We start from the raw sequence: 26,277 nt of genomic DNA, 5'->3' as shown, positions 1-26,277 counted from the left end.
CATGCAAGCAGCTTGCTTACACGTTGGCTATAACTGTGGGAGAAAAATATGATTCCTGAGACTTGGATATACGCAACATGGTTGGTTAAAGTCATTCTATATTTAGGGATTGCATTTATTATAGGTGGTGCTTTCTGCTATTTCTTACTTGGACGTTATGTTGAAATAAAGGGAACTATTCTCAAATACATAACTATTGGTACAGGATTAGGTCTTTTTTCAAGTGTTCTCGGCTTCTTCATTCTTATAGGAAGTTTTGCCAACACTGGCCTTTCAGGTATGTGGGATAGCAACTATATAAATATACTAGTCAATACTCCTACTGGACATGTCTATATCATTCGATCAATCAGTTTTGCACTTTTACTCATATTTATGATAGCCAAACTTAGTAAAGGGACGATTGATATTTCCAAAACTGAAGGAGCAATCTTTACCATACTGCTCACACCAATCGTTTTAAGTTTTTCACAACTCGGACACGTCACGAATTTACCCTTTTTCGCTCAAGCTTTGTTAACAATACATGTACTTGTAATGTCCTTATGGATGGGGTCGCTTTATCCATTATGGAAAACAAGCAAAAAAATTAATGGCTCACCACTTAAAGAACGTATGCATCTATTTGGGCAAATAGCAGCCTTTATTGTAGGAATACTCATCGCTTGTGGTCTTAGTATTGCTTTATTACTCTTTAAAGATTTTAATACTCTAATCAATACACCTTATGGGCATGGATTTATTATTAAAATATTATTTGTCCTAAGTATTTTATTGTTAGCAGCCTTTAACAAATGGTATTTCACACCTCGCTTACAAGACCCGAAATTTGCGAAACAATTGGGCTATGCCATTTTATTTGAGATGTCATTAGGTCTATCAATTCTTTTAGCCACTGGTTATATCACCACTGTAGTCGGTATTGAGTAAAAAAGGATCACGCTATGACTTCATGGATGAAGTACAATTTATTATTTCTCATATTTTTAAATACAATATCTTGGGCTGAACCTAGCACTTCAAAAACGATTCGCTCCTTAGATGATACTGATTTACGTAATATTACTGATCATAACCATGGCGATACCAAAGTTGATGAGAATAAAGATGACCATCATTCCAAAGATAAACAACTACGTAATGAGGATAGTAGACAACAAAAAGTTATAAATGGATTAATGTTACAAAAGCCTAACGTACTACCGCCCTCCAAATAAACGATACTTAAGTAATGTTTATTGATTCAATAAGTAGTTCAAATTTTTTAATAAAAAATAGTAGCAATATTACTGTTGGGGGCTTCTTAGCCCCCAACAGTATTTAATTCACTGCTTGCACACTCTGCTTTAAACCTTGCTGAATCTCCTGCACATAGCCCAATTGCGCTGAATGCTCTGTATCTACAGCACTGTCATTGTTTGGATAAAACTCCTCTAGCAATTCCATCCCCTCCTCTGCATGCACCTCAAACTTGGCATTGGCAAAACCCTGCCGTGCAGTCTGATCTAATGCCACCTGATCAAACCCTGCCTGCTTACTCTGTTGATCAATCTCCTTGGCTGTCTGAATCGCGGATTGCAAATCCACACCTTCCCGTAACGTTAAATCCACGTAATAAATCGGAGTACGATAGCTTTGTGTCGTGCTCTTACCTCTTAAAGTCAGTTGCAATGGTAGACATGAAAGTAAATCACTCGATGCAGCATGGTAGTAACGCAGCCGAGCAGCTAAGGTTCGGATACTATTAAAACCTGTGGTTCTAAAGATGAATGTCCCTAACTCATCCGACTCATCTAAATTCACATAGAGTCTGCCATAGGGTTTGCACAGTCCACCTTGTGCCAACGGACATAAATCAGGGGATGGGCACGGATGTTGTTCAATGCCATTTTGTCCAAGTCGCTGACAAGTTTCACCATTGCCTGAACAGATTAAGCGTCCAGTTTGTCGGTCAAACAGACTGTACTCTGCCCTTAAATTTAGTTCAGGATCGTTAAAGATCATACGCACTGGAATGCTTCTGAGTTTTTGGTTCGGTGCTTTGGCTCGTAGTTGTTCATCTAATGGGTGCTTGAACCATCCATCTTTCCCTTGAATTTGACTGGTAATGGTAAATTGATCATCTTTTTCAGGGACACGCTTACCATTCTTTTCCACGACCTTGCCAATACTGATACGACCTAGTACGGGTGGTGTAATTGCGAGACCTTTGATCATAATGTATCCTCTATGGAGTTTAAAAGTTAAGCCATAAAAAAACCCTACGTTCCTAGAGGACGTAGGGTTTCTTAATCTGAGCTAGTTGTTTGTGTGGTCTATTGAGACGAGATGTTGAAATATAAAAGCACGGTTAAAACCATGCTTTCAAATGAATGACTTTAATACTACTGGTCATGCTTTCATTATTTTTGACTTTGATATTGTGGATAAAGAATGAGTTATCCACCATTCGGATAAATCTGAAAACGCCGTGTACCCACTTTAGTTTGTGGGAATTGCTGTAGATATTCAGGATGTTGTTTCAATAAAGCTTTACTGTCCAAGCTGATTGAGTCCTGTGATTTCTTCCATGTCACTGAACCACCTGTAAACACAGCTCGTTCTGCATCTTTCATCAGCATTTGTAATTGATGTTTTAACTCATCGAAATACTGTTGGTGCTGCTCAACTTTGTGCCGCTCCTCAAGTAATTGATTAAATAAGTAGTTCGCTTGTTCATTTTGGCTGAGGTCTTCTACAGTTAATGGAATCTGTTCAGGATAGAGTTGCTGTAATGCTTTGGCTGCCGAGTCAGACGCATCGACACTCGGTGGAATACCTGATTCAACACATTGCCAGAAGTGACGTTCCGCATTGATGATGTGCTGAATCACCGTTTCATTTCTTGTCACTTTATAGATTTTGGTTTCATGTCCGCAGATCAGCGCACAGATATGTGCCGCTTGTTTGCCTGTCACCGCCAGTTGGTGCTGCACTTGGCAAAGGACATACAGTGGTACGCCATCCCGCCAAAGCTTTGCACCATATTCCCCTACGGTTTTACATTCTAGAATCTGCACTTCATCGCTACCGACTACGGCATAATCCAAATTCGCCAACATAAAGTGTTTGTCTTCATCAGGATGTTGTAGCACGGCATTAACTCGACGGACTTTATGGTTGGTATGCATGCTGTAGTATTCAGCCACCAAAGGTTCGAGCTGTTTACCCCAATAAAGTGGTGCATAGCCTGCACTTTCATCTTCAATGTTTTGTTGCATACGTCCTGTCTTGATCATCCAAAGTTCGAGCATCGACATATAAGGATTGAGTCCGCAGGCTGTTGCAGCATCACTGCTGCCAATCCCTTGTTTTCTAACTTCTAGCCATTGTTGGTAATTGAGTTGCTTGGTGTTAGCTAAGCGTTTAGCTACTGTTGTTCTGTTTTTGCGTGGTTGTTTAGTTTGAGCTGGATTGGATGAATGACGTTTGCTTCGGGTGCCTACCTCGACCTGTTGAGTTGGTGGGTTTTGGTTTGGATTAAGCTGAGGTACATAAGGCAATAAAGGTGGATGGTTTAAACTGTTCTGAATATGGGTATGACTCTGCATGGTGTATTGATCCTATCGTTATGAAATATGTAAAAGCTGAATTTCAGGCATAAAAAAAGCCACATCTGAGGAATGTGGCGAAGGGTGTTATTGCTTAGGCTAATATAGCTTGCTTAACTGAAACTGAATTTATGCCATCATTCTGAGCGCTTGTTCTAAGCCACGTTGTTTAATCGCAGCACCTGCTCCGAACCATGCTGAATCGAGTCGATGATCTGTACTCATGGCACGTCTTTCGTGATCGACGAATTCCGTGATTGAGCATAACAAACCATAGGCCGTGTCTTTGGCTGAACTCAGTTCTGCGCCACGACCATGCCCGTTAAACATGGTCATCACTTTTGACATCGCACGTCCATTGGGTTCGGTTTTATTGTCGGATTTACTAATGCTCGATGTTACAGGAATAGTTGCTTTGGGTAGTGCTGCATTGCGGTAGTATTGAATGATACTGTCTTCTTGATCCGCCACACTGAGATTGCTGTTATTAAACACTGCATCAAAGTAAGCGGCTGCTTCTTGTTGCGTGACTTTACGTTGACTGAGTTGCTTCATTTCATACATGTGTTCATCCCATGCTCGGACTGAAATGCCCAATTGCTGTTTGACTTTTTCAGCATCGAAACGAGTACTGTGCGGGACTTTGACCACACCTGTGTTGTTCGATCCAGCGTTTTGTGCTTTGAGTGCAATGGCTAAGGTGTTGTTACAGACCACACGAATAGAGGTGAATTGTGCGGTAGTCGCCAAGGTACCATCACACGCCGTCGCTAAAAGAATGTAGCCATTGCTGACATCTTTACCTTTCAGTGCTGAGGTCTGTCCAGTTTTGGCTAATGCCCAGAACTTCTTCCCACCTTTGAGTACGCCTGCAGTTTCCAGCTCAAAGCCTGATTGTTCAGTCAGATCACGATAGAACTCTAAAATGTCTTGGGGTTGTACTTCTTGAAAACGTTGACTCACCACAGATAAAGGTGCATGGGTATCAGAACGATACAGTACCCGTTGTTCTTCAAAGGGTAAGATGATGTTTTGTCCGCGTTGGTTTTTCGCCATGTAACTGACATCAGAGGATTCGATACGCCAATCCATACCTGCTTGTTGTGCCCAAACTTCGATGGGTTGATTGGGCGTGAGTTGATTTCCCAATCCATGCCAAGGGGTTTGACCCGTGAATGCCATTGTTTCAACTAAATGTGCCATGAGCAGAATTCCTCTATAAATATAAAGATGTGATGTTTAAAACTTAAAATGCAGTGTGCTTAGGGGTGTTAGAGCTAGGATTGTTGCAGCTCGGGTTGTTGTAGCTAGCGTTGAGACAGCAATCAATGCGGTAATTCTTTAATCAGCCACTGCAAAGCTTTGTCCGCAATGCAAACATTGATAATGTTGAGCCGCGTGGTAATGGCGATAAAAGTAATGTTGACTGACCAAGATCAATACTCCCCCTGCAACTACACCAATCAATCCACCGACATAGGGGGGAATGCCCGCACTTCTTGCCAGCTTTATTCCGAGTACAGCCATCGTGAAGGGTGAGAAGTTTTCTAGGATTTTTTCAAAATATTGAGGGCCATGCGCTTGTGTGGCTTTCAAGATCACTTGATCTGAATGGCAATAAGGACAATGTAAGGGATTCATCATGAATGTCCTCGTCGTGAGTAAAGTGATGACAAGCATTCTCTGTAGGCATAAAAAAACCATGCCCAATATGGGCATGGTTGTTTGCTTGCTTTTGCGCTATACAGTGATACTCGTCCTGAGTTTTGCCGTGTTATTTAAAGCGATAACTTGCTGCACCTTGATCTGTTTCAATATCAACTTTCACAATCGATTCGTAAGAGCAGTTTAAATATAACTCTAAGGCTTGGCCCATTTGGAAATGTGCTGGTAATTGAATGGGATTACGGTAGCGTGCGGTATATCCACAACGTCCATTATTCACATCCACTTTATTCAGTGTGATTGGATTTGCATCGAGTGAACGGATGGTGAGGATCACATAAGTCCGATCGTATAATCCGCCTGGGCTATATTCCGTATTGAGCGTAACTTCCATTCGTTCAGGATTAAATTCAGTACCACATCCCGATAAGCTCAAAGGAAGTATGAGTAGTATAGGCAATAGGAAAGTCTTCAATCTATTCATCATTATTTTATCCTCTATTTGATAAGGCTTGATTTGTGTTTGGACAGTCGTCAGCGACTCATTGCGTTCGCTTGGTGCTGGTTGTTCAAATAGGTAATATGTATCTGAAATTTCTTTATTTTTGATTTTCCGTCAAAGCGACGCTAGCAGTGCTTCTAAACAACTGCGTGCTTGATTGATCTGCTGCGCCTGTTGTTCAATCAATTGCCTCACTGCTGGAGGTAATTGTTGGTATTGGTCAGGATGGAAGTCAGCCATCTTACGACGGTAGGCAAGCGTGAGGCTTGGTCGATCTAATTGTTCAGGTGTGATATCAAGTAACTCACAGGCAGCGAGTTGTGCAGGTGTCAAGAAAAATAACAACATTCCTATAGCTACCAATCATCTTTTATTAAATGAGAAAAAATTACTTAGTAGGTTAAATGGTGAAGAGCGTAATCGACGAGCCAATCAAGGTAGAACACAAATAACTCAACGTATTAAACAAAAAATCAAAGAGTTTCTTGGCTCTCTTTCAAGTCAGAAATACAAAAGTATAAATGAAGCAGCAGAAAACTTGAGTCAATTACGAACTAACGAAATAAATAAAATTATCCAAGAGGATCAAGCTTATTACCAACACAACTTTCAATATGATAAGGATAGATATTTTGAACTTATTAGAGACATCTTAAGAGCTGATGAAGCTTTAGAATCAAAATATATACATAAACAAATGAAAAATAATAAATAATTCAGAAAAATTTTTTCTAGGAGAGCTCTCATCTAATTTTTTTTAAAACAGTACATTAATTACAAGCCCAATATTGATGCATGTGACAGATGCATCAATATTTTGAGTGATACTTAATTTCTTCAATTTATATTGATTAAAAGTTGGTAATTATGTACATGAAAATCAATACGATTTCACGGCAAAAATGGCGCTATCAAAAGCCATTTTTAACTCAATCAACGCATGCAAAATTAAGGAATATACTATTAATTACAATAGTTTACTCACAGCATGGCAAGGTATTTATATTCCATAAAACCTGCATTCTCGCTTTGATTCTGAACTTGATACATTTATTTCTTTCGAACATAAATGTTTGTTCTTATATTCAAAAATATCACATGTCTGCTTTATTAGAACAGAAAAAGGTGTACTCATGAATAAGAAGCTAAGAAAAGTAGATGCTCGACTTGCAAAAATTTCCCAAAAAGCACCCAAACCTAAACTAGTAGAGGTTGTTTTAAGTAATTACGCCAGTAATAATTTAAATCGATCTGAAGCAAAAAAAATAAGCTATGAAAGCTTAGATGAAAGAGAAATCTTGTCATTAATTTCTCTCCCAGCGTATGAGCTAAGACCTTCATCTTCACTCGAAAAAAGTTTGATATACAGAGAACATCGCATTAAGAGGATGCTGAATATAACTTACTTCGTAAGAGAATGTCTCAAAGTAAAACAGGTTAGCAGCCACTATCAAGTCAGTTGATAAGTTTAATGGTTTCTTTACATACCCTGATTGGTTTCGTCCTTTTATTCATATTTTTGATGAACTAATAGATACAAATAGAAGGCTACTTGAAGACTTTCAGGTTTGTGAAGAAATCTCATGCTTCTTTGAAGCATTAGACTTGTTGGATAGCGATATTAATTTGTTCGGCCTCTTTGAACAGAAGAAGCAAAATCTGCACTATCTTCAAGTGAGAACCAACTTATTAAATCGTTTTTTTCAACTGATACGTGAGTGTATGAATAGTAACGAGGTCAAAATCGCTATTCAAAAGCGTACCCAAAAGTGTGCTGCTCAATTAAAAGGTTGTCGTAAACTGATAGATGCTTGCTTTGAGCGACATTCAAAGCTCTTAGTGTTACGAATTGACTTTGGATTCAAAGTTCCAGATGAGATTTGGCAAAGTAACTATCACTTTAAAGACCTTAAGCATGAGTTTCACTCTAGAGATAATCTGAAATTGTTAAAGAACTTGCTGAAACAATTCATGAATAACCGTAGGCATAATTCAATTTTGAATAAGATCTTCGCTTACATAATTAAATTTGAACACGGTATCAAGAAAGGGTTTCATGCACACGCGATACTCTTTCTGAATGGTAATGAATGTATGAAAGATGGTTACTACGCAAATCAGATTACAGAATATTGGAATAAGCTCACGCACGGTAATGGCTGCACCTATAACTGCAATAAAGCAAAACACAAATACAAAAGATTAGGTATCGGTATGATTAATCACCTTGATCGTGAAAAGCGTATAGTTTTAGACAAATGTCTTCAATATCTGTGTAAAGCAGATCAATCATTCATATTCAGAGCACTAGATTCCTCTGAATATAGAGCCATCCAGAAAAGCCAAAAACCCAAAAAAATTAGCAATGCTGGTCGCCCCCGCAGAGCATCAATTTCATCGTCTGTAATTAAAAAAAGCGAAGGTAAATAATATGTTTAAGAAAAATGATACTCTTCTGCTACAGCGTACATATATCAGTAATTTAGCAAGAATCGCCCAACCTCACATCAGCCCAGTAACACTCGGGCAAGTGAGTGTTGAATTATCAAGTGTCCATTTGCCTAGTCTAGCTAGTTCTGAAAATGGCTATCAGAATATTAAAGCTTTGTCTCAAAATATTGACAAGCTTATAAAATCCTTGCACATGGCACATCATTTACCTTGGGTGAATGGGAGCATGAACTTAATGCTACACCCAAAACTATTCCTATGTATTGAATTAGCAAAGCGATATGGATTAGTTGAACAAAATCTTTTTTACGGAACTGATCCAATAAAGGCTTCTTGGTTCATTCGTGAATATCAGGATTCTCAGCATACTCATTATTTCAATGAGTTGAAAAAGACTTGGGAACATACTCTAAAGTTGAGTGAACAAGAACTTAGTCACTCTCTAAAATTAGTTAATAAAGTAGCAAATGGGTTTGCACTTCATGAGTTCATATCCATAATCGATTCATCCCCAATTAACTCACTTCATTTAAATGAGTTTATTGAGGATGTAAAGAATGGATTCATAGTTAATATGAAGGAAGACGAATTACTGGCGATTTTCCTGAAAAAAGAGCCTCTTCCCAATAGACAGATGAGATTACGTTTTATCATTTTGTTAAAACGTGATTTCTTGGACAGCCCTGCACATCTGACCGACTTAAGTTCTTTTGAAAAGATTAAATTATCTGTTGAACAAACACACAGTTACCAAATCCTCTATGATCCATCTCTGTTGAATGGCTATATGCAGAGTAATCTTTTTCATAAAAAAACTCAGTCATTTAAAGAACAGATAAAGCAGCTCAGAGTCTACCTTACGGGGACTGATGCTCTATACAGGATTGGATGCGTAGAACCAACATTTAGTGTTTTGTATACGAAAGTCAAAGTTCAAAGTTTGGAGGGTGTGTAAGATGAGTATTGCACATAACTTTAATATTGATCGTAGAATTCGAGCAAAAGAGTTTATGGCACTTCTTTCTATTGGTAGAACCAAGTTTTATCGCATGATTAAAACTGGAGAAATTCCTCAGCCAATCCGGGTGAGTGAGAAAGAAGTTTTTTGGCATGAATCAAGTGTTAAGAAAGTTGTCGAAAAACATAAAGAAATTTCTGATATGATAGCCTGCTAATCGCAGGCTTTCTTTTGTCGAGTACCTTTCAAAACGGGTAACTAAACGGGTAACAAGATAACCTCTTAAAAATTAGTTAATCAATTTCAACAGGTTAAGATGAACAAGATTGTTGTAAAAAAACATAATGGTGGCACGATTGCTCAAAATAAAAGAGCGCGTCACGATTACTTTATCGAAGAAAAATTTGAAGCAGGCATGTCACTTCAGGGTTGGGAAGTAAAATCCTTACGTGCTGGACGTATGACCTTGTCTGAAAGTTATGTCATTTTTAAAAATGGTGAAGCCTTTTTATTTGGTTCACAGATTCAGCCTTTATTGTCTGCATCAACCCATGTCGTACCTGAATCGACACGTACACGAAAGTTATTATTATCTCGTCGTGAACTAGAAAAGTTACTAGGCGCAGTGAACCAAAAAGGTTATTCATGTGTTCCTTTAGCCTGCTATTGGAAAGGTCACTTGGTTAAGCTCGAAATTGCGTTGGTCAAAGGTAAGCAATTACATGACAAACGTGCTACGGAAAAAGACCGTGATTGGCAGCGTGATAAAGCACGTATGTTGCATAAATAATAAAAAAACCTCCAAGGATATTGGAGGTTTTTTATAGGTATCAGATGTTGATCTGTTTTAATCGTAATTCTGCTAAATATTTGCCAAATTTACGTGCGGTTTCTAAATCACCTTCTGGTGGCGTTACTTCGACGCTTGCATTATCTGACTGAGTCATTAAACCTAAAAAACTGGACATACGGTTAATATCTGATGGACTTCGTCCTGTTGGCATAAACGGTAATCCCGCCCATAACATGCCATGCTGCATTGCAAACAGATTGATCTGTTGCAACACCGCCAATTTATCACCGCTTAATCCACCACCATTGGTAAAGCCCGCAGCTATTTTGCCTTGCCAAGTTCGCGCAAGCCATCGCTTAGACGAATCTTCCATGAATTGCTTGAGCGCAGAAGTCAGACTACCCATATAAGTTGGGCAACCCATTACGATCACATCAGCTTGATCGATTAAATCCCACTGTGGAGCAGCAACAGAAATGAGATGCACTTCTGCCCCTCCCTGTTCCGCACCTTGAGCAATATGTTGAGCAACTTTTGCAGTATGTCCATAAGGACTATGAAAAATTACACAAACTTGAACTTTAGGAGTTTCTTGATCAATGAAAGACATGGAAAATTTAAAAACCAATGAATTGAATCAAGTTTAACATTTTTCATCACAACTAAGCGAATCAACTGCTTATTGAATTAAAATTATTGCATAAACACAAATGTTGCCATACGTCCTGTTTTAGAATCTCGACGATAAGAAAAATAATCTGTCGTTTGTTGAAATGAACATTGATTGCCACCCAAAACATTCTGCACACCTAAGCGATTTAAAATAAACCGAGCGATTGCATATAAATCAGCTAAATATTTACCCTCAGTCTGTCCTGAGATAAATGCAAATTCCAGTTCAGTATATTTTTCACAGAATGCAGCTTTCACCTCTGCCCCGACCTCAAAGCAAGGTTGACTAATCGCAGCTCCTAACCACGCCCATTCTGGCTGTGATTGCATCTGAGCGACGGTATTTTCAATGATACCATTCGCCAAACCTCTCCAGCCTGCATGTAGATTAGCAACCTCTGTACCCTCAGCATTTCCTAAAACAACTGGTAAACAATCCGCTGTCATCATCATGAGTGCATGTCCTGCACGCTGCGTGACTAAGCCATCACCTTCAGGGGCATTAAATGGAATTTGTTCATTGATAGTTAGACAAATCGTGCTGTGCGTTTGTGTCATCCATGTAATCTTATCAACACCATAGTTTGATAGTTGATTAAGCAAAATCATGCGATGTTGCTGAACTCGCTGTGCCTCATCATTAACATGCAATGCTAAATTAAATCCTTTTAGATTTTGATTTGGCGTTGCAATCGCTTGAGGATGCTCAATACACGTTTGACCGACGTAAACACCTTTAGGCAAACCTTGTACAAATTCCATATTTTATTCCAAAGATCGTTTAATAAGCCTTATTTTCAGTGCGCAATACTTCAACCAATTGCTTAAAGTCCTCAGGCCACGGCGCTTCAAACATCATTTCTTCACCAGTGCGAGGATGAACGAGACCAAGTTTTGCTGCATGCAAGGCTTGACGTTTAAAGCTACGCAACATATCAATCAATGTTTCAGAAGCGCCAGCAGGTAAACGCACACGATTTACATAAACTGGATCACCGACCAAACCATATCCTAGATAGCTAAAATGCACGCGGATCTGATGAGTACGTCCTGTTTCTAGTTGCGCTTGAACGCGAGTAAAATCTCTAAATCGTTCTTTCACGTTGTAGTGAGTTACCGCTTCTCGACCACCTGGTAGGATCGCCATTTTCACGCGATCGACTGGATGTCTTTTAATCGGCTCATCAATCGTTCCACCAGCGATAATGTTTCCATAAACCACTAGATCATATACACGATAGACTGTTTTTTTAGCGAGTTGTTTACTTAGCGAAAATTGAGCTTCTAGATTTTTGGCAACAACCAATAAACCACTGGTATCTTTATCAATACGATGAACTAAACCAGCTCGAGAAAGTTCTGCAAGTTTTGGCGCATGATAAAGTAATGCATTGACCAATGTTCCCGATGGATTACCAGCACCTGGATGAACAACCATCCCTACTTCTTTATTGATCACGATAATATCATCATCTTCATAGACGACATTGAGTGGTATATTTTCAGGCTGGCTTGTCGTTTGTGCTTCTAACTCAACTTCTAAGGTTAAAAGTTCATTGCCTTCACAACGATACTTCGGTTTTACGATGTTACCATTTACCAACAGATGACCGTCTTTCATCCACTGTTTAAGTTTTTCTCGCGAAAATTCGCTCCATACCATAGCCGCGACTTGGTCGATACGCTGACCGAGATACTCTTCATCGAGTTGTATTTGCAACGATAAACGTGTTGCAGTTGAGTCAGAATTATGATTATCTGCATCCACAGAATCTTCGAGTAAGAAATCTGTTTCAGAGAAGTTTGAATTGGAAGATTGTGCTGAAGTCATTTGATGATCGGTACAAAAATGGTTTAATAGAACCATTGTAGCTCATTGCCCAGAATAACAGAGGAGTTTTTATGTCGCTACCACGTTATAAAATTACGATGCTTGCACTTTCTTTAGGTGTAGCGTCTGCATTTGTGGGCTGTAGCAGCAATCCAAGTAAAAAAGAAGTGGTTGATAAAGGACCACAATCAAGTGAGCAAGTTTATTTCGAAAAAGCACAAAAGTCTCTTGATCGCAATCAATACACTGATGCGGTTAAATCTCTTGAAGCGTTAGATACCTACTATCCAACAGGACGCTACACGCAACAAGCTCAACTTGAACTTCTCTATGCAAAATTCAAACAGAAAGATTATGAAGGCACGATTGCGCTTGCAGAGCGTTTTATCCGTCTAAATCCACAGCATCCAAATGTTGATTATGCTTATTATGTTCGTGGCGTAGCGAACATGGAAATGAACTACGACAGCTTAATTCGTTACACCTCTTTACAGCAGTCACATCGTGATGTGAGCTATGTAAAAGTTGCATATCAGAATTTTGTGGATTTAATTCGCCGTTTCCCAAGCAGTAAATATTCTGTTGATGCGGCTCAACGCATGAAATTTATTGGTCAAGAATTAGCTGAAAGTGAAATGAATGCGGCACGTTTTAATATCCAACGTAAAGCATGGTTGGCTGCAGCTGAGCGCGCACAATGGGTGATTGAGCATTATCCTCAAACGCCTCAAACACCTGAAGCTTTAGCGACACTTGCTTACAGCTATCAAAAGCTTGGCGACAATTCGACTGCACAACAGTATATCGAAATTCTAAAACTCAATTATCCAAGCCTTGTGAAATCAAACGGTGAAGTCAATCTACGCGCTGCTCGCAAAGAAGGTAGTTGGGTAAATCGTGCTACTTTGGGCTTGTTAGGTCGTGAATCTAAAACAGTTGAAGTGAAAGAAGAAGTTAAATCTGAAGCTCAACAGCGCAGCCTAACCAACCGTCTAAGTTTTGGTTTACTTGATAAATCTGAAACAGAGTCAACCTCTCAACCTGAAGCCGTTGTCACACCAGTAGCACCAGCTGAAAATAATAAGCCGAGTTGGACAAATCGTCTTAGCTTTGGGCTTTTAGATAAACCAGAACCAACAAACTCATCAGAGGACGATGCTGCAAACTAATTTGCAATCATCTGATACATCAAACAGGCAAGACTCTCCTTGCCTGTTTTTTATTTTATGCAACAATAATTTCTGACATTTTGCTCGGCAAAATATTTCACTTTCTACCTGAATGGTTAAATGCACATGGCGATTCCACAACATACGATTGATCAGATTTTAGATCGAACCGACATTGTCGATTTGATTGGTCAACGTGTGAAGTTAAAAAAGACTGGGCGTACCTATTCTGGCTGTTGTCCCTTCCATCAAGAAAAGTCCCCCTCATTCCACGTTTACCGTGATAAACAGTACTATCACTGCTTCGGTTGTCAGGCAAATGGCAATGCTATTCGTTTTTTAATGGATATTGATGGTCGTAACTTTGTTGATGTAATGAAGGAACTATCTGATAAAACAGGTATCGATTTACCCAAGGATAACCAAGATAATAAAAAACTATCCTACAAACGTAGTTCTCAGACTATTACAAAAACAGCACCAACTGTAGCACAAGAGCCCCATACAACTCCGCCTACTGCTGTTGATGACTATACCGATGGGCACTTTGTAGATATGGATCGTTTCATAGATGATCCCTTTGCGCAGTTTGATCCGTCTTTCTCATTTGAAGAAAATGTACAAGAAGGCAATTTATATGACCTTCTTGAAAATGTTGCTCAATTTTATGAGCGTCAGCTACCTAATAGTCAAAAAGCTCAGAATTATTTTAAGCAGCGCGGCTTGTCACCACAAACCATTCAATTTTGGCGTTTAGGTTACGCGCCCGAAGACTGGCAGCATTTAGAAAAAGCTTTCCCTCAAGATATTGAAGGCTTAAAGCAACTTGGCTTAATTCGATCTAGTGATAGTGGACGTGATTTTGATTTGTTACGCGAACGTGTGATCTTCCCGATCCGTGATCACAAAGGACGTGTGGTCGGTTTTGGTGGTCGTGCATTAAATGATGAAATTAAACCCAAATACATCAACTCACCTGATTCAGAAGTTTTTCACAAGAACCAATTACTTTATGGTTTATATGAGGGCCGTAAACTTAAAGCCAATGATTGGTTGATGGTTGAAGGTTATATGGATGTCATCGCCTTGCAGCAATATGGCATTAATGGTGCTGTCGCCACTCTTGGAACAGCAAGTAATGCAGATCACTTAACCACATTATTTAAGCAAAATTCGCGAATCACAATCGCTTTCGATGGTGATACTGCAGGTCAAAAAGCAGCACGTCGTACATTAGAAATCGCATTACCACTTCTTAATGATGGGCGTGAATTAAAGTTTTTTGTATTACCCAATGAGCATGATCCTGACTCTTTGATTCGTCGAGAAGGTTTAGAAAACTTCCAAAGGCTACTTCAACAATCACCACTGTTGTCTGACTTCGTATTTGCCCATTTAACAGGGCAACATGATGTCAGCACACCTGAAGGTAAAAGTTTAGTCATGGGAGAACTACGAGAATTAACGGAGTTATTACCCAAACATGGTTCTTTCCGTTATTTGCTCACCCAATCTTTCCGTGAAAAACTTGGCTTGGGTAAACGCTTTACCCCACAAATTAGTCATGATGCTTCGCTTTCTTTTAATATCCAAACCAAAGATGAAGATTTTGCGATCGCTATTTTAATGCATCACCCCTATCTTTATATCCATTTTGAAGAATTACGTGCGGTGATTGATCAAACAGAATTGTTAGCCAAGATTTTAGCCGTACTAAATATCGTGTTTGATGATCTACCTGATGATCAAGAGTTAGCTACTTATTATGTACTCGGTGCATGTAGCAATTTTAGCTATGAGATTGCTGATATTATGCAACGCACCAATATTCAATCATTAACTCAGGCACCTGAAATTGCAGATAAATTAGCAAAGGAATATGCTCTAGGTTTACAGGAAAAATATTTAAGATTAAAACTTAAATCACCAATTACACTGATTGAATCACGCAACTTACGTCAGCAATTGAATGAATTAACTAAGCAAATTAGCTTACGCTTACTATCCTAATTTTTTATTGTTTTGGCTTGCGCTCATGCTCAAATACTTCATGAAGATGCTGCTGTAGCCATTCAAAATAATCAGGACTCTCAGCTTTAGCCGCCTCACGCAATAAAATGGAGGTCGGATGCATCAATTTTTGCGTCAAACGATGAGCAAACTCTTGCAGAACTTGCTCAGGCGGATGTCCATGTTGTAATGCATCCATGGCATGTTCTAATTCAATTTGACTCATTTCTTCGCTATGTTGGCGGTAGGCTTGTATCGTTCCGCCCGCCTCTTTAACTTTTTGCTGAGTAATCAATTGTGTCGCTAATTGATTTACCATTACTTCAGCTTCAACAGCAGCTTGACGACGCTGTGCTAGATTTTCATCTATCACACTTTGTAAATCATCTACGCCATATAAATAAACGTTATCTAGTGACTCAACTTTTGGATCAATATCACGTGGAACTGCTAAATCCACCATCAACATTTGTTGATAACGCCGTTTCTTCAATGCTGATTTAACATCTGCATATCCGATCACTTGATGCAAACTTCCTGTACAACTTGAAACAACATCTGCTCGATATAAATTTTGTGCTAACTCATTGAAAGGAATAATTTCAACATCTACTTGATGGGCAATTTCTTGAGCAAGAAGATCTGCTCGTTCACGACTGCGATTACAAATTAACATTTTAGCCACGCCCATTTCAGCGAGGTGCTTGGCAACTAAAGTATTCATTTCACCCGCAGCAACAATCATTACCGTTATTTTCTCTGGGTGGCTAAATACTTGTGATGCTAGTTGCGCAACGGCATAACCCATTGATACGGCATGGCTACCGACTGATGTTTCTGAGCGTACACGCTTTGCTGCGTAGAAAGCATATTCAAAAACACTATTCAATTCTGGGGATACTGTTTCAGCATCTTTTGATAAGGCCAGAGCACTTTTTACCTGTCCCAAAATTTGTGGTTCGCCTAACATCAGCGAATCCAAACCACTGGCAACACGCATTAAATGTGTAACAGCTTGAGCGTTTTCGTAACGATAAACATGATGAGTTAATTGTTTTACATCAATATTATTCACTTGGGCAAGCCAGTTTAAGACGCTATCCGCGTCTTCTGTCATGGCATAAACTTCTGTGCGGTTGCATGTAGACACAACCACCATATCTTTCAATGAAGGATGTTGACGTTGCTCCTGCAATAGCGCAGCTAACCGCTCTGCATTGAAAGCGATTTGCTCACGTAGTTCAACAGAAGCTGTTTGATGGTTGACACCCAATGCAAAGAAAGACATATCAGATCATCATTTCGCTAAATTTATGTTATTGTGCAACATCGGTGTCATAAAAAGCATTACTTTGGATCAATAAAAATTGCGTCAGCTATATCGCCGTAATAACTTTAGCGGCAAGACGATTCGACGGTATTCTACCACAATCTTGTTGTTAGGTAGCATGAGCTCTTATGTCTCTGCACAAGCAATACACGATATGTATGCTGACAAAAGTTTTGAGAATGCACTACAACAGAGCATGATTGCTGAATTTTCCCTTGCTTATGATGATATTGCAACCGCATTACACAATTACACCGTTCTTGCCATTCGTAGTAACTCTACAACCATTAAGCAACGCGCATTAGATGTTGCTCTTGAATACAATGATCTGCAAGCTGCATTAAATATTGCAACGCACTGGGTTGAACAAGAGCCTAAAGATGTTCCAGCATTATTTTACTTATCACATATTGCATTGAAAACGCATGAATATGAGCTTGCGGCAAAAACCTTAGATAAAATCCTTAATATTGATCCTACTTCTGATCTAGAACAAATTTTGGCTGGAATTGCACCTGAGAATGCTCAAGATCGCGAAATCTTATTAAATGCTTTACGTGCCAGCACAGAAAAAGACAATCCTTCAATATTGGCTTTGATTGCAGGTCTAGAAGCGCAAGATGGTTTGTATGAGCAAGCGCTTAAGAATATTAACCGTGCATTGCGTAAACGGTCTAAGTCGACTAGTTTTATTTTAATGAAAGCCAACCTGCTAATGGCTTTACAAGATGATGAAGCAACCCAAAAATGGTTTGCTAAAGCAAGCCGCAAGAATAAAGAAAATCTCGATATTCGTTTAGCGGAAGCACGTTATTACATTCAGATTAATGATCAACAAACAGCATTAGAAAAACTTGAAGATGTCATAAGAGATCATCCAAATGCCGAAGAAGCACTGTTTATTGCAGGCTTAACCAGTATTGATTTGAAACAATATGAAAAAGCAGAACAGTACTTAGTCGATTTGCGTAATTCAAGCAAATATCAAAATGAAGCATATTACTACTTAGCCATCAATGCTCAACGCAAACAGCATTATGAAACAGCAAAGGCATATTATCGATTAGTAGATGGCAGTTTATATATCGTGTCTAGACGCAATATGATTGCTATTTTTGAAAAACAAGAACAATTGAATGATGCACTACGCTTCTTAACCCAAGAGCGTGTGAATTATCCTCAACATGCAAGTTTCTTATATCAAGCACAAGCTGATATTTTAAAGAAAATGAATAATAAAAAAGCGGCTTTAGCATTACTGGATGAAGCAATAAAGAATTTGCCAGATGATCCTGAACTCATTTATTCAGAAGTACTTCTGCTTGATCCTTTCACTGATCGAGATAAATTAGATAAGACTCTGAAACAATTATTGGCAATTGAGCCAAACAGTCCAACCTATCTTAATGCATACGCCTATACCCTTGCTTTACAAAATCGTCGCTTAAAAGAGGCACGAAAATATGCGGAACTCGCACTAGAATTTGCACCAGAACAAGCTTCAATTTTAGATACACTAGGTTATATCGCATTTTTACAAAATGATTTTGATACCGCAGTCAAAGTCCTTGGGCAAGCGTATGAAATTAGCCAGAATGTAAATATTGGAATTCGATATGCCAAAGCCTTGTATATGCAAGGTGCTCTCACTCAATTTAGTGATGTGTTACATCAATTAAAACAAAAACATGTAAATGCCCCACAATTACAACAACTTGATGGCTTAATCTTACCTGTCACAGTAAAAAAGAGTTAAATTCATGCGCTCATTGTCAAAACTATGCATTGCGATTTGTAGTTCAAGTATTTTATTACTTAGTGGTTGTCAAAGCTTAACTCAACCCCAAAAACCAATCGTGACACCGCAAGTTCAAGATGAAAATAATTTTAACTTACAAGGCAAAATTGGGGTTCGTACACCGCAGCAATCTGGCAGTGCATTCTTTACATGGGCACAGCAACAAGATGAATTTGATATTGAATTAACTGGAATCCTAGGTGTTGGAAAAACACAAATTCAAGGTAAACCTGGTGAAGTCACACTAAATAGTGCAAAAACTGGACTTATTTCAGCGACCACACCTGAAGAATTACTTGAAAAAGCTACAGGATGGCAAGCACCAATTATGCACTTGACGTATTGGGTACAAGCCAAACCTGCGACTCAAAATGCGCAAATCATAAAAGATGAAAATAATAGATTGAAGCAACTCATTGAAGATGGTTGGACAGTTGATTTTAGTTATAACGATGCACAAATGCTGCCAAATAAATTATTACTCAAACAACCACTTGCGGAAGATAAAGAAAACCGTATTACAATGGTGATTCAAAATCGATAATTGATTAAATTAATCTATGATTAGAGTACCTTCACCTGCAAAATTAAATTTATTTCTGCATATTACTGGTCGTCGAGCGAACGGTTACCATGAATTACAGACAATTTTTCAATTGATTGACCTATATGATTGGATGACTTTTGAAAATTTGTCTGAAGAAATAATACAGATTGAAGGTATTGCTGAAGTTCAACTTGAACAAAATCTCATCTATCGTGCAGCACAATTATTACGCCCACATGCAAAAAAACCGTGTGGACTAAAAATTTTGATAGAGAAAAATATTCCTATGGGTGCTGGTCTTGGTGGTGGATCATCCAATGCCGCAACCACACTGATTGTGCTCAATCAACTTTGGGAATGCGGCTTAAATGAAACACAGTTGGCTGAATATGGTGTGCAACTTGGTGCAGATGTTCCTGTCTTCATTTATGGTCGAAATGCATGGGCAGAAGGCATAGGTGAACATTTATCATTCATAGACTTAGATCAAAAACAATTCATTATTTTAAAACCTGCTTGTTTTATCAGCACTCAATTGTTATTTTCACAAAAAACATTGACAAGAGACTCTAAGATCACTAAATTTTGCGCCTATCAGTTAGAACCTTCTAGCTTTGGAAATAATTTCGAACCTCTGGCTCGACAGTTATACCCTGAAGTTGAAGAAGCGATGCAATATTTAGATCAATTTGGTCTAGCAAAGCTTACAGGTACAGGTGCTTGTGTTTTTACTGAAGTAACCAGTGAAATGGATACAAAGAAGATTTTGCAAAATGCACCTTGTAAAGCTTACTTGGTCAACAGTTTAGCAGAATCACCTTTAAGACATTTCAAAGTTACACGTTAGGGGCGTCGCCAAGTGGTAAGGCAGCGGGTTTTGATCTCGCCATCCGTTGGTTCGAATCCAGCCGCCCCTGCCAATTTTCACCTGTAGATGTATGTAATAGGGGCGTCGCCAAGTGGTAAGGCAGCGGGTTTTGATCTCGCCATCCGTTGGTTCGAATCCAGCCGCCCCTGCCATTACATATCATCAAATTTAGGGGCGTCGCCAAGTGGTAAGGCAGCGGGTTTTGATCTCGCCATCCGTTGGTTCGAATCCAGCCGCCCCTGCCATATCTTTAGACAGACTTGTTTTATATTGATACCTGTTCAATCATATTGACATTATCATGCAAAACGATTAAAGTTCTGCCGCATTAGGGGCGTCGCCAAGTGGTAAGGCAGCGGGTTTTGATCTCGCCATCCGTTGGTTCGAATCCAGCCGCCCCTGCCATCCAAATTCATTATAAGCCAACCGCCAAGGGTGCTTCATGCCCAATCTTGTCGTTTTTAGTGGAAGTGCTCATCCACAGTTCGCCCAAAAAGTCGTAAGCCATTTACATATTCCACTCGGTGCTGCTTCTGTAAGCAAGTTTTCTGATGGTGAAATTTCAGTTGAAATTACTGAAAATGTTCGTGGTAAAGACGTTTTTATCGTTCAATCTACTTGCGCACCAACCAATGATAACCTTATGGAAATCTTGGTAATGGCAGATGCTTTGCGTCGTGCAAGTGCTGGTCGTATTACTGCAGTTATTCCTTATTTTGGCTATGCTCGCCAAGATCGTCGTCCACGTTCAGCACGTGTACCGATTACGGCTAAAGTTGTAGCAGATATGTTGACAACTGTTGGGATCGACCGTGTGGTAATGATCGACTTACACGCAGACCAAATTCAAGGTTTCTTTGATATTCCTGTTGACAACATCTACGGAACGCCTGCGTTATTGGCAGACCTACGTCAACAACAACATGACAACCTTATGGTGGTTTCACCTGACGTTGGTGGTGTTGTTCGTGCACGTGCTGTTGCAAAACAATTAGGTGATATTGATTTAGCTATCATCGATAAACGTCGTCAAAAAGCAAATGAATCACAAGTGATGCATTTGATTGGTGACGTAAAAGATCGTGACTGTGTCATTGTTGATGACATGGTAGATACAGCAGGTACGCTTTGCAAAGCTGCCGATGCACTTAAACAATTTGGTGCTCGCCGTGTTATTGCTTATGCAACTCACCCTGTTTTATCTGGCAAAGCGATTGATAATCTTCGTAATTCTGTTATTGATGAACTTGTTGTTACCGACACGATTCCTCTTTCTGATGAAGCTTTGAACTTAGGTAAAATTCGCCAAGTATCTGTAGCTAGCATGGTTGCTGAAACAATTCGTCGTATTAACAACGAAGAATCTATTAGCGCTATGTTCGATAGTTATCTATAATAGCCCAGCTTTTTTCTTAAACCCTAGCTTAGCTAGGGTTTTTCTATCACTAAACTGGTCGCAAGTTTAGTTTCATAATCTCAATGAGGATATGCCCATGGCAAACTTCGTATTAAACGCTCAAGCACGTGAAGCTGCACTACAAGGGAAAGGTGCGAGCCGCCGCCTTCGTCATGCTTCACAAATTCCAGCAATCATCTACGGTGGTAGCGCTGAACCTGTAACAATCACTTTAGAACTTCGTGAAATCGTTAAAGCTTTAGAAAGCAACGAATTCTTCGAAGAAGTGATCGAAATCAAGATCGGTGATAAAGTTGAAAACGTTAAAATCCAAGCGTTACAACGTCACCCAGCTAAAAACACTCCTATGCACGCTGACTTCAAACGCGCATAAGTGTTAAAGGCGTAAATTAGTGTCAAATATTTCGCTAATTGTTGGTTTGGGTAATCCTGGTAAGGAATATGCCCAAACCCGCCATAATGCAGGCTTTTGGTTCGTTGAACATCTTGCTGATCGTTATGGTATCTCTTTAAAAGCAGAACCAAAGTTTCATGGGTTCACTGGTCGTGGTCAAATTGAAGGCCATGACGTACGCTTACTCTTACCAACAACATTTATGAACCGTTCAGGTCAAAGTGTTGTGCCATTTGCCAAATTTTATCAAGTCACACCAGAAGCGATCTTAATCGCCCATGATGAACTGGATATGGATCCTGGCATAATTCGTTTAAAAACAGGTGGCGGACACGGTGGACATAATGGTCTTCGTGATATTGTTCCGCATATCGGTCCTAACTTCCATCGTTTACGTATTGGAATTGGACATCCTGGCTCCAAAGAACGTGTTTCTGGTCATGTGCTTGGCAAAGCTCCTAGCAGTGAACAAGATTTAATGGATGCAGCAATTGATCATGCGCTTTCAAAAGTGAAAATGCTTGTTGATGGACAAGTTTCACAAGCGATGAATCAAATTAATGCTTACAAACCCGCTTAAACTTAAACTGAATTGTTGAACAATCACGCTTGCCATATTGTGTTTTTAAGCGCAAAATGCGCATCAAACCGCCTACACCCTGCGGAAACGTGACAAGTCAACCATAAGATATTCATCTTAGGTCTTACTCAGGAGACGCTAGCCATGCTATCTCGTTTATTAAAATGTAAAATTCACCGTGCAGTTGTGACACATGCAGAACTTCATTACGAAGGTTCTTGTGCAATTGATGGTGTATTAATGGACTTAGCAGGGATTCGTGAATACGAAGAAATCCACGTATGGAACGTAACTAACGGTAAACGCTTTACAACTTACGCAATTCGCGGTGAAGATGATTCAGGCATTATCTCTGTGAACGGTGGTGCTGCTCATCAAGCTGATGTTGGTGATTTAGTCATTATTGCTACATTTGGTGATTTTACTGAAGTAGAAGCTGATCTTCATAAGCCACGCTTAGTGTATGCAAATCCAGACAACACTGTAAATCATACAGCGAACTGCATTCCTGTACAGATTGCTTAATACAAAACACAAGATTCCCAAAAAAGTCAGTCATCGTGTACTGGCTTTTTTTATGGGTATATTTTCTGATATGTCCAAATAAATACAAAAATGCGTCAAACTATCGATAGGTTTTACTGAACCTCACTTGCAAAATATTGTTCAGATTCATTAAATAAATAGACAATAAAGATGAATTGAATGAAAGCATATGGATATTATAAAAACACTCAGCAAAGTAAAATTATTCTATGAATTAGAACCTGAATCTTTAATAGATCTAGCTCAGTTCTGCTCTGTAAAGCATTTACAAACGGGCCATCAGCTCTATGATTTAGATGATCTCCCTCTTCATGTTTATATTATTGCTCATGGACGAGTCAAATTAACAACAAGAACCAATTTATCTACTTATCTAGGTCGTCACGAAATCGTTGGCGAAATGGGTGTTATTTCCAACCAACCTCATCATGGCCGTGTAATCGCAACTCGAGATACTTGTCTTATAGAGATTCCCCAACAGCAGTTTACTGCGTTTCTACAAAAACACCCTCAAGTTTTATTTGCTGTATCTCAAATGATCATTGCCCGTTCTCAGCCTGAATTGCAGCATATTCACGCAATGAGCCATAGCAGAACACTTTCAATCATCCCGATCGCAATGCAGATTCCAGCAATTCATCTTGCAGAACAATTGACTGAACATTTAAAACGTTGGCCCAATGTAAGAGTCGTAACTGCAGCACATGTCGATGCCTTATTTGGAGAGGGATTTAGTCAAACAAAATTAGACTACAGTTCAGAAGATCTAAAGTTAAGACAATGGCTAGCTATTCTTGAAGAAAAGCATTGTTATGTATTATATGCTGCAGATCGACCTGATGATGAATGGGCAAAGCGCTGTCTGCACCAAGCAGACCGAATCTTAATTTTAGCGGAAGCAAATCAATCTCCGATTCACAGCCCCTTAGTTGATGTCTTAAATCAATATGATTGGCAAAATCCAATTGAACTGGTGTTATTACGCTCTGAAGGTGATCCCTCACCTTACACTCTGCAATGGAAGAAATTATATTGTGCTCAAGCACATTATTTTATTCACCCGTGGTCTGAAACAGATATTCGTGCGATCGCAAGACAAATTACTAGTCAAGGCTTAGGGCTCGTATTAGGCGGGGGCGGTGCACGTGGCTTTGCTCATATTGGGTTGATACGAGCATTAGAGCAACTGCATATCCCAATTGATATTGTTGGCGGAACCAGCATGGGAGCCTTCATTTCTGCTTTGGTCGCTTGTGGCTTCGATAGTGTAGAAATGAAACATATTGCATATGAAACATTTGTTGCTCGAAATTACCTCAATGACTACACCATGCCTAAAGTTTCATTGATTCGTGGGCAACGCTTTCATGCACGTTTGCAGGCTATTTTTGGGCATCGTCGAATTGAAGAATTGAAACAAACCTTCTACTGTATTTCTACCAATCTTTCTACAGGTGAAGCAGTTATTCATGATCAAGGTGAACTTGCGACTTGGGTAGGAACCAGCATGAGTGTTCCTGGCGTTGCTCCACCTGTGGCGTGGCATGAAAATTTATTATGCGATGGAGGTGTGATTAATAATCTACCTACTGATGTTATGCAAAATTTGGAACGTGGTGCGATTATTGCCAGTAACGTAAGTTCACATGATGACATTCGTGTTCCAGGCATTGGATTGAATGAACCTGATCAAAGTGCCTTATTGAACTGGAATAAAATTATTAAAGATAAATTATTAAGAGCTCCACGTCTTGCAGAAATCTTAATGCGTACAGCGACACTTGCTAGTGACACAATGATTCAAGCAGCAGCAATAGAGCGCGCTAATTTACATATACGCATGCCCATAGATGGGATTGGAATGTTTGACTGGCATCGGCTTGATGAATTGGTTGAACTTGGGTATGAGCATGCATTAGAAACCTTGGTTCCTATCCGAGATACACTCCCCTCTGCCTGATTATCACTGCTCAGTGATCGAATTCAATCCAATACCATATTGATCTAATAAATGATCTAGATATTGATAGGTTTCTTCATCGAGCTGCTGCATGTAGCCATTCAAAATGCTCTGACACAGCTTTTGCTTTGCAATTGGCATACGGCGAATAATGTCAAAAGTGACATCCCATTGTGATCTTAATAAAGATGCATAAGCGATATGATGCAAGACCTCCTCATCAATTTGTGATATTGCCTCAGCAACAGCTTCTCTCGCTTCATCTTGCATAAACGTAACAACTACAAGCATATCAGTCCATAAATTACACTGATCAGCTGCAGCTACGATACTTTGAATAATTTCAACCTGTCTCAAGGCTGGTAAATTGGCGACAAAATTCTGTGCGTGATTCGACAAACAAGCGACCACAGGCAGCATATCTTCCCATAGCTCATCTTCCTGCGTAGCTTGAATGATCGCATTAATCACACTTTCCCCTTGCTGAACAGCCAAGTCACCTAGCTCTTGCTTCAAGCTATAACCAATATGCGTCATAAGTGCCAAGAGTTTTGGCCATATGAGGCGTTGAGAAGAATCACAAATAATTAATAACGTTTTTTGTATCCGCTCTTTCGGCAAGACATGCACTAAATGATCAATACGTTCTCTTGACTCAATATAAAAGACGATTTCGAGTAAATCGCTCTCCTTTTCAATCATTTCTGCGATATCTCGAACAACATCGTCCGCCAACATGCCAACAAAGCGTCCCATCGTCACAAAATCGCGTTGCTCAAGTAAAATACGAGCGATATCTTTTATTTGATGCGTCGTTAACAACATCAATAATTCTCTTGCTAAACGAGGGTCAAGATAAACTGCAATATCGGCAAGCATTTTGGGTGTTAAATGTTTAGCGATTTGATATAAATTTTCTGTAGAAAGATGCGATGCAATTTGAGCAACAATCAATGGCGATAAAAAGCGTTTTACGATAAATACGTTTAACCAACTTGGTAACCAATTTACCCATACAGCAAGAGAGCGAAATCTGTTTTTTTGTTGATCTTGTAATTGTTCTATTATTCCAAAGCGAAACTGACGTAGGCTCTCTGGAGCCAAAGGTTTTAAAAAATTGAGCTGTGTTTGTGAAACACCCAAAATATGCGCCAGCTTTATAATTTCAGCTTCAACAGCTAATCTTGTCATGACTA

Annotated in this window: 28 protein-coding genes, 4 tRNA genes and 1 pseudogene; 22 read left to right on the top strand and 11 right to left on the bottom strand. The window is 39.3% G+C overall.

Translation table 11 applies throughout. The features are described 5' to 3' along the window. Window positions 1–48 precede the first annotated feature (48 nt). Window positions 49–930: a copper resistance D family protein gene (locus tag Q9Q86_RS01420; protein ID WP_112986852.1), complete on the top strand. Its 882-nt coding sequence runs from the start codon at window positions 49–51 to the stop codon at window positions 928–930. Window positions 931–944: 14 nt separating this feature from the next. After that, the gene (locus Q9Q86_RS01415; RefSeq protein ID WP_004880446.1) at window positions 945–1,217 is read left to right on the top strand and encodes a hypothetical protein; all 273 of its coding nucleotides are present in this window, start codon (window positions 945–947) and stop codon (window positions 1,215–1,217) included. A gap of 103 nt (window positions 1,218–1,320) precedes the next feature. Here Q9Q86_RS01415 and Q9Q86_RS01410 read toward each other — a convergent pair whose 3' ends face one another. From Q9Q86_RS01410 to Q9Q86_RS01385, 6 genes and pseudogenes are all read right to left on the bottom strand, one after another. Then, window positions 1,321–2,217 (bottom strand): hydrolase or metal-binding protein, encoded by an 897-nt coding sequence (locus tag Q9Q86_RS01410; protein WP_112986853.1) that lies wholly within the window; start codon window positions 2,215–2,217, stop codon window positions 1,321–1,323. A 221-nt stretch (window positions 2,218–2,438) separates the two neighbouring features. Beyond that, on the bottom strand, window positions 2,439–3,590 hold the full coding sequence (locus tag Q9Q86_RS01405) for a YqaJ viral recombinase family protein (protein ID WP_112986854.1): 1,152 nt from the start codon (window positions 3,588–3,590) through the stop codon (window positions 2,439–2,441). A 129-nt stretch (window positions 3,591–3,719) separates the two neighbouring features. After that, entirely contained in the window at window positions 3,720–4,793 is a 1,074-nt protein-coding gene (locus Q9Q86_RS01400; RefSeq protein WP_112986855.1) for a DUF932 domain-containing protein, read from the bottom strand. 138 nt (window positions 4,794–4,931) lie between these two features. Then, complete coding sequence (locus Q9Q86_RS01395) at window positions 4,932–5,231, bottom strand: hypothetical protein (RefSeq protein ID WP_112986856.1); 300 nt, start codon at window positions 5,229–5,231, stop codon at window positions 4,932–4,934. Between the two features lie 133 nt (window positions 5,232–5,364). After that, the gene (locus tag Q9Q86_RS01390) at window positions 5,365–5,739 is read right to left on the bottom strand and encodes a hypothetical protein (RefSeq protein WP_112986864.1); all 375 of its coding nucleotides are present in this window, start codon (window positions 5,737–5,739) and stop codon (window positions 5,365–5,367) included. Between the two features lie 132 nt (window positions 5,740–5,871). Continuing rightward, window positions 5,872–6,090 (bottom strand): annotated as a pseudogene (locus Q9Q86_RS01385) (DnaJ family molecular chaperone); the annotation flags it as partial. Between Q9Q86_RS01385 and Q9Q86_RS01380 the strand changes: the two are divergent. From Q9Q86_RS01380 to smpB, 6 genes are all read left to right on the top strand, one after another. Beyond that, window positions 6,047–6,472, top strand: coding sequence for a hypothetical protein (locus Q9Q86_RS01380; protein WP_112986857.1), 426 nt, complete (start codon window positions 6,047–6,049; stop codon window positions 6,470–6,472). The pseudogene Q9Q86_RS01385 and the gene Q9Q86_RS01380 overlap by 44 nt on opposite strands. Window positions 6,473–6,890: 418 nt before the next feature. Then, a complete protein-coding gene (locus Q9Q86_RS01375; RefSeq protein WP_227540265.1) occupies window positions 6,891–7,220 on the top strand; it encodes a hypothetical protein in 330 nt (109 codons plus the stop codon). A gap of 259 nt (window positions 7,221–7,479) precedes the next feature. Next, a complete protein-coding gene (locus tag Q9Q86_RS01370; RefSeq protein WP_227540266.1) occupies window positions 7,480–8,187 on the top strand; it encodes an inovirus-type Gp2 protein in 708 nt (235 codons plus the stop codon). A gap of 1 nt (window position 8,188) precedes the next feature. Continuing rightward, entirely contained in the window at window positions 8,189–9,163 is a 975-nt protein-coding gene (locus Q9Q86_RS01365; protein WP_075696198.1) for a hypothetical protein, read from the top strand. 1 nt (window position 9,164) lies between these two features. After that, the gene (locus Q9Q86_RS01360; protein WP_075696197.1) at window positions 9,165–9,383 is read left to right on the top strand and encodes an AlpA family transcriptional regulator; all 219 of its coding nucleotides are present in this window, start codon (window positions 9,165–9,167) and stop codon (window positions 9,381–9,383) included. A 99-nt stretch (window positions 9,384–9,482) separates the two neighbouring features. Then, window positions 9,483–9,956: an SsrA-binding protein SmpB gene (gene smpB / locus Q9Q86_RS01355; protein WP_005217924.1), complete on the top strand. Its 474-nt coding sequence runs from the start codon at window positions 9,483–9,485 to the stop codon at window positions 9,954–9,956. Window positions 9,957–9,996: 40 nt separating this feature from the next. Here smpB and Q9Q86_RS01350 read toward each other — a convergent pair whose 3' ends face one another. From Q9Q86_RS01350 to rluD, 3 genes are all read right to left on the bottom strand, one after another. Further along, window positions 9,997–10,569: a flavodoxin family protein gene (locus Q9Q86_RS01350; protein WP_004913972.1), complete on the bottom strand. Its 573-nt coding sequence runs from the start codon at window positions 10,567–10,569 to the stop codon at window positions 9,997–9,999. An 83-nt stretch (window positions 10,570–10,652) separates the two neighbouring features. Further along, window positions 10,653–11,393 carry a peptidoglycan editing factor PgeF gene (gene pgeF, locus Q9Q86_RS01345; protein WP_087540694.1) on the bottom strand — a complete coding sequence of 247 codons (741 nt, stop codon included), beginning with the start codon at window positions 11,391–11,393 and terminating at the stop codon, window positions 10,653–10,655. Window positions 11,394–11,412: 19 nt separating this feature from the next. Next, on the bottom strand, window positions 11,413–12,462 hold the full coding sequence (gene rluD / locus Q9Q86_RS01340) for a 23S rRNA pseudouridine(1911/1915/1917) synthase RluD (protein ID WP_026057388.1): 1,050 nt from the start codon (window positions 12,460–12,462) through the stop codon (window positions 11,413–11,415). A 71-nt stretch (window positions 12,463–12,533) separates the two neighbouring features. On the opposite strand from rluD, the gene Q9Q86_RS01335 reads away from it, so the two are divergent. Then, window positions 12,534–13,631: an outer membrane protein assembly factor BamD gene (locus Q9Q86_RS01335; protein ID WP_112986859.1), complete on the top strand. Its 1,098-nt coding sequence runs from the start codon at window positions 12,534–12,536 to the stop codon at window positions 13,629–13,631. Between the two features lie 126 nt (window positions 13,632–13,757). Beyond that, on the top strand, window positions 13,758–15,641 hold the full coding sequence (locus tag Q9Q86_RS01330) for a DNA primase (RefSeq protein WP_112986860.1): 1,884 nt from the start codon (window positions 13,758–13,760) through the stop codon (window positions 15,639–15,641). Window positions 15,642–15,645: 4 nt separating this feature from the next. Here the strand turns inward: Q9Q86_RS01330 and hemA are convergent, their stop codons facing one another. Further along, window positions 15,646–16,929 (bottom strand): glutamyl-tRNA reductase, encoded by a 1,284-nt coding sequence (gene hemA / locus Q9Q86_RS01325; RefSeq protein WP_004952643.1) that lies wholly within the window; start codon window positions 16,927–16,929, stop codon window positions 15,646–15,648. A 79-nt stretch (window positions 16,930–17,008) separates the two neighbouring features. Here hemA and Q9Q86_RS01320 point away from each other — a divergent pair, with 79 nt between their 5' ends. The 12 genes from Q9Q86_RS01320 to Q9Q86_RS01265 all read left to right on the top strand — a co-directional run bounded on the left by Q9Q86_RS01320 (window position 17,009) and on the right by Q9Q86_RS01265 (window position 25,081). Continuing rightward, window positions 17,009–18,727, top strand: a complete 1,719-nt coding sequence (locus Q9Q86_RS01320; RefSeq protein WP_112986861.1) for a tetratricopeptide repeat protein — start codon at window positions 17,009–17,011, stop codon at window positions 18,725–18,727. Window positions 18,728–18,731: 4 nt separating this feature from the next. Beyond that, window positions 18,732–19,313, top strand: coding sequence for a lipoprotein insertase outer membrane protein LolB (gene lolB, locus Q9Q86_RS01315; RefSeq protein ID WP_112986862.1), 582 nt, complete (start codon window positions 18,732–18,734; stop codon window positions 19,311–19,313). 16 nt (window positions 19,314–19,329) lie between these two features. Next, on the top strand, window positions 19,330–20,163 hold the full coding sequence (gene ispE / locus Q9Q86_RS01310; protein WP_112986863.1) for a 4-(cytidine 5'-diphospho)-2-C-methyl-D-erythritol kinase: 834 nt from the start codon (window positions 19,330–19,332) through the stop codon (window positions 20,161–20,163). Then, window positions 20,162–20,236 (top strand) — tRNA-Gln (locus tag Q9Q86_RS01305). The genes ispE and Q9Q86_RS01305 overlap by 2 nt, the downstream gene beginning before the upstream one ends. Before the next feature lie 25 nt (window positions 20,237–20,261). Then, window positions 20,262–20,336: transfer RNA gene (locus Q9Q86_RS01300), tRNA-Gln, on the top strand. Window positions 20,337–20,354: 18 nt separating this feature from the next. Continuing rightward, window positions 20,355–20,429, top strand: a tRNA-Gln gene (locus Q9Q86_RS01295). Window positions 20,430–20,514: 85 nt separating this feature from the next. Further along, window positions 20,515–20,589 (top strand) — tRNA-Gln (locus Q9Q86_RS01290). 37 nt (window positions 20,590–20,626) lie between these two features. Next, window positions 20,627–21,580, top strand: coding sequence for a ribose-phosphate pyrophosphokinase (locus Q9Q86_RS01285; protein WP_004913997.1), 954 nt, complete (start codon window positions 20,627–20,629; stop codon window positions 21,578–21,580). 97 nt (window positions 21,581–21,677) lie between these two features. Then, window positions 21,678–21,974 carry a 50S ribosomal protein L25 gene (gene rplY / locus Q9Q86_RS01280; protein ID WP_004913998.1) on the top strand — a complete coding sequence of 99 codons (297 nt, stop codon included), beginning with the start codon at window positions 21,678–21,680 and terminating at the stop codon, window positions 21,972–21,974. Between the two features lie 19 nt (window positions 21,975–21,993). Continuing rightward, window positions 21,994–22,575 carry an aminoacyl-tRNA hydrolase gene (pth, locus tag Q9Q86_RS01275; protein ID WP_112986576.1) on the top strand — a complete coding sequence of 194 codons (582 nt, stop codon included), beginning with the start codon at window positions 21,994–21,996 and terminating at the stop codon, window positions 22,573–22,575. Window positions 22,576–22,719: 144 nt separating this feature from the next. After that, complete coding sequence (gene panD, locus Q9Q86_RS01270) at window positions 22,720–23,100, top strand: aspartate 1-decarboxylase (RefSeq protein ID WP_004914001.1); 381 nt, start codon at window positions 22,720–22,722, stop codon at window positions 23,098–23,100. 190 nt (window positions 23,101–23,290) lie between these two features. After that, complete coding sequence (locus tag Q9Q86_RS01265; protein ID WP_112986575.1) at window positions 23,291–25,081, top strand: patatin-like phospholipase family protein; 1,791 nt, start codon at window positions 23,291–23,293, stop codon at window positions 25,079–25,081. Window positions 25,082–25,084: 3 nt separating this feature from the next. On the opposite strand, the gene Q9Q86_RS01260 is transcribed toward Q9Q86_RS01265, so the two are convergent. Further along, window positions 25,085–26,272, bottom strand: a complete 1,188-nt coding sequence (locus Q9Q86_RS01260) for a hypothetical protein (RefSeq protein ID WP_112986574.1) — start codon at window positions 26,270–26,272, stop codon at window positions 25,085–25,087. Window positions 26,273–26,277 lie beyond the last annotated feature (5 nt).

This window comes from Acinetobacter sp. A22 (genome assembly GCF_030913345.1).
Lineage (GTDB): Bacteria > Pseudomonadota > Gammaproteobacteria > Pseudomonadales > Moraxellaceae > Acinetobacter > Acinetobacter junii.
The sequence above is the reverse complement of the archived record's forward strand: the minus strand, read 5'-3'. Positions and strand labels throughout refer to the sequence as shown.